Raw genomic sequence first — 3283 nt, 5'->3', positions numbered from 1 at the left:
GTTCTGAATGACGTTACCACAAAGCGGACAGGTGATGCGCCAGCCGAGAAACTGGCTACGAAGAACGGGCTGCAACTCGTTAGTGATCGGACTACAGCTGCAACATAATTGCCGGGGCTCGCTGGCAATCAGGCGCCGCGACGACCGCGCGATGTTCGAGAACGTCATGCGCAGGACCCTAGCGGGATCAGCAGAGAACATACGGGCGATGCGGGCAACCTGACTTTCGGTCATGTCTAGATCCGACGTGCGCAAAGATTGTACCTCGGGAAGGCAATGCTGAAGCATAGCCAAGGGAGGGACCTCATAGAACGCGGCATGCCGGATGATCCACGACGACAGAAGTTCATCGGGGTAGGGAGCCAGCCTTACCGGCAATTGCCGTGCGGATATTCCCATCTCATGCGAACGCTGCTTCGGCGTCAAATTCCGGCTCCCATTTCTCAATGGCTTCATCGGTAATCCGCTCTCTTCCGCTTTCGATTGCCTCGATAGCCAGTGAGTTGATTATGTGGAAGATGTTGGCAGTGATGCCCTCGGTGATCTGCAGTATCCGCCGCAATGATTTTGCGGTTAACACCGATGGGTGACGCAGTGGCGTGTTGCGCAGGATCAAGGCGACCAAGATTTCGAACGGCTCATTTGCAACCCAGCGGCTCAGCGTGAACTGTTCGAAGCGGCGCGCCAATTGTACATCGCCACCAATGGCCTCACGGGCGTCATTGACCCCGAAGCAGACGAGCGAGATCTGAAGGCGGTTGCTCAGAAAGCGCAATGTGTTGAGGACGATGCGTTGCTCGCGATATGTTCCAGCGAGAATGTTGTGCACCTCGTCGATTACCAGCACCTGCACGCCGATTGCTTCCATGATGCGTAACGCAGCTTGCTCCATTTGTGCGATATCGGCACGGGGCCGCTGTGGTGCTCCGAGGAGGGTCAGAAGTTCGGCATAAAACCGTCTCTCGCCAGGCCGGCTGGTCATCTCCATTGCGAGAACCGGCGTTTTCAGCCTGCCGGTGAGCGAATTGAAGCTTGGCGGATGCTGGTCACGGAAACGCTTCATGATCATTGTTTTGCCCATTCCACTGTCACCGTATATGGCGATGGAAGGCATTCGCGTCCCGCGTGGATGATCGACCAGGAGGTTGAGGCGATCGAGTACCTGCTTGGCACGCGGATAAACGAGCCAGCGACGTGATCTTATCTCGCGGATGCACTGTTTGTCTGCTTCACCGAGCAGTGCCGCGGCATTCGCAGTCAGGTGAGAGATTTCTGTGTTCATGCAAGCTCATTCTGTGTCCTCGAAAGCAACAGGTTTGCTGGAGTCGATCCCCCGAAGCGAGCCCCAACTGCCGTCATCCACTTTCGTTTTCGCGCTGGCAAGGCGGCCACGTCGCGCAGTCGCTGTTGCCTTGATCGCTGCATCCACCAGTTTGCGCTGCTCAATAGCTGTACCAACGATCGTGCGAATGTTCACCTCTCGTCGCCCTTTCGCCAGAAGCGCACGGCGCGCTGCCAAGGCTTCGTGCAGTGTTATCGAAGGCAAGGTAAGATCCGCGTAGCGGGCCTCCACGAAATTGCCCGATGGTCGCCGCACGAAGACACGAGACATGTCCCGAGGATCGTATTTGACGAGCAGCCGGCGATTTGCACTCCCGACATCGGCACTTAGGGCTGCCGACCAATAGCGCAGTCCAAAGAGATGGATCCCGGTTGGTTGCAGCGTGCGCTCCTGCTCGGGCAGGAATGTCAGCCAAAAACGCATGCGATCCTTGGGCAATCGGAGTGGAATTTCACCCTCGTGCTCGCGCCAGACCGCGATTGGCGGGCGGCCCAAAGTGCCGTGGATCGACTGATGGTAGTTACCGACAATGTCGAGGGCGATGTATCGCTCAAGTTCGCGCAATATCAGCGCCGAATGCCGCTTTGAATCGTATTCGCCAAGCTCCTGGGCATTGCTGAAGGTCGTGCCGGGTAGTAAGTGGAGTTTTCCCATCTGGGTGCCGATCAACCGTTCGATATGGCCACCAAAGCGCGGTTCGCCGGGTGGGCGCCAGTTGATCGCTATGCCGGCATCCTCACACCCCCTCTGGAAAGCACGACTCCTAAAGTCGCTGCCGTTATCGACATGCAATGTCTCAGGCAGACCGGCAACCGGCCACGGTTCGATGATCTCGCGCTCTCGCGTAACCAAGGCGATTTGTCAAAGACGGAGTGTAGCAAGCATAAACTGGTCGAGAGCCGGGAAGGGGCTTCCATCGTGAGGTAGAACCCGGTCACCATCCGGCTGCAAACGTACATCGCAAGAGTTAGCCACGGTCTCCCGATAGGCAGGCGAGTTTCCTCGTCGACGACAAAGATATCTGCTTTGGTATGATCGACTTGGACAATCTGGAGTGGACGTGAGGCAGCGAGCGCTCCTGGAACAGCTGTTGTCCGCTTCACGACTTCGGCTTCGCCCCGTCGTTTGGCGCGCTTCTGAAGGTCGATGTCCTCGAGACGTGCTTCGATCGTCCGGCGATGTGGCGGCTTGAGCCCGGCTGAGACGCAGTTCGTCTGTATATCCCGAACTAATTGAGAAACGCCCGGGCGGTTCTTATTCAGGTAGCATCGTTTGATGCTGATGCGGATGATTTCCTCTCGCCTGTTGTCGAGCATCCTGCGGCCGTCAGGCCGGCCGGGTTTGCGCTCCACCAGCGACATCACCGTTCCTCCAGCTCGAAATAGCTTGATGAGGCGGAATGCAGTTGCCCGACTGACGTCTAGTTCGGCAGCTAGCAGCGCCATATCCCCCGCTATTACCTTGCCAGACTGACGTATCAGAAATCCTCGGATGGCCTCGGCTCGTCGACACGCCTCATCCCAAAGCACTTCGTCAACCTCGTTGGGAAATGGATCATTCATTGCAGAAACACCGTCGACTTCGCCGACGACTGAATCTCACAATAAGTGCCAAAATCCAAGGGAAAATCTCAAATTAAGTGCTAAGTCTCAAATTAAGTGCCACGCTATCTTGTTGAAACCGTTGTGGGCAGAATCTTACGATTAAATGCAAAACGACAACGGCTACCGATGTTCTCCGAGCTATATCGAATTGGGATTCGATGCGTCGAAGGGTGAGCATCGGTATGCCATCGAATGGACTCCGAGCGAGATCCGATGGCTGGTGAAGGTCGCGTCCCCACCAGTGGTGTAGCTGGGCTGTAGCCAAGCCGCTCGCGAGCGCGCCCTCGATTGCGCCGTAGCGAGCGAGCGGCGTAGCGGTGGTCATCGAAGTTCCCCG

General features: G+C 56.8%; 4 protein-coding genes. 1 reads left to right on the top strand and 3 read right to left on the bottom strand.

Annotated features, from left to right (window positions below; genetic code table 11):
* The 3 genes from N181_RS31305 to N181_RS34655 form a co-directional block, all read right to left on the bottom strand.
* The coding region (locus N181_RS31305; protein WP_202907432.1) for a TniQ family protein at nucleotides 1-399 on the bottom strand (399 nt) is incomplete at its 3' end.
* 1 nt (nucleotide 400) lies between these two features.
* Nucleotides 401-1282, bottom strand: coding sequence for a TniB family NTP-binding protein (locus N181_RS06995; RefSeq protein WP_014857716.1), 882 nt, complete (start codon nucleotides 1280-1282; stop codon nucleotides 401-403).
* Nucleotides 1283-1288: 6 nt separating this feature from the next.
* Complete coding sequence (locus N181_RS34655; protein WP_015633574.1) at nucleotides 1289-2194, bottom strand: Mu transposase C-terminal domain-containing protein; 906 nt, start codon at nucleotides 2192-2194, stop codon at nucleotides 1289-1291.
* 855 nt (nucleotides 2195-3049) lie between these two features.
* On the opposite strand from N181_RS34655, the gene N181_RS35490 reads away from it, so the two are divergent.
* Nucleotides 3050-3196 carry a family 16 glycosylhydrolase gene (locus tag N181_RS35490; protein WP_015633573.1) on the top strand — a complete coding sequence of 49 codons (147 nt, stop codon included), beginning with the start codon at nucleotides 3050-3052 and terminating at the stop codon, nucleotides 3194-3196.
* Nucleotides 3197-3283: the final 87 nt, after the last annotated feature.

The organism is Sinorhizobium fredii USDA 205 (assembly GCF_001461695.1).
GTDB lineage: Bacteria > Pseudomonadota > Alphaproteobacteria > Rhizobiales > Rhizobiaceae > Sinorhizobium > Sinorhizobium fredii.
This window is presented reverse-complemented; position numbering and strand designations above follow the sequence as displayed.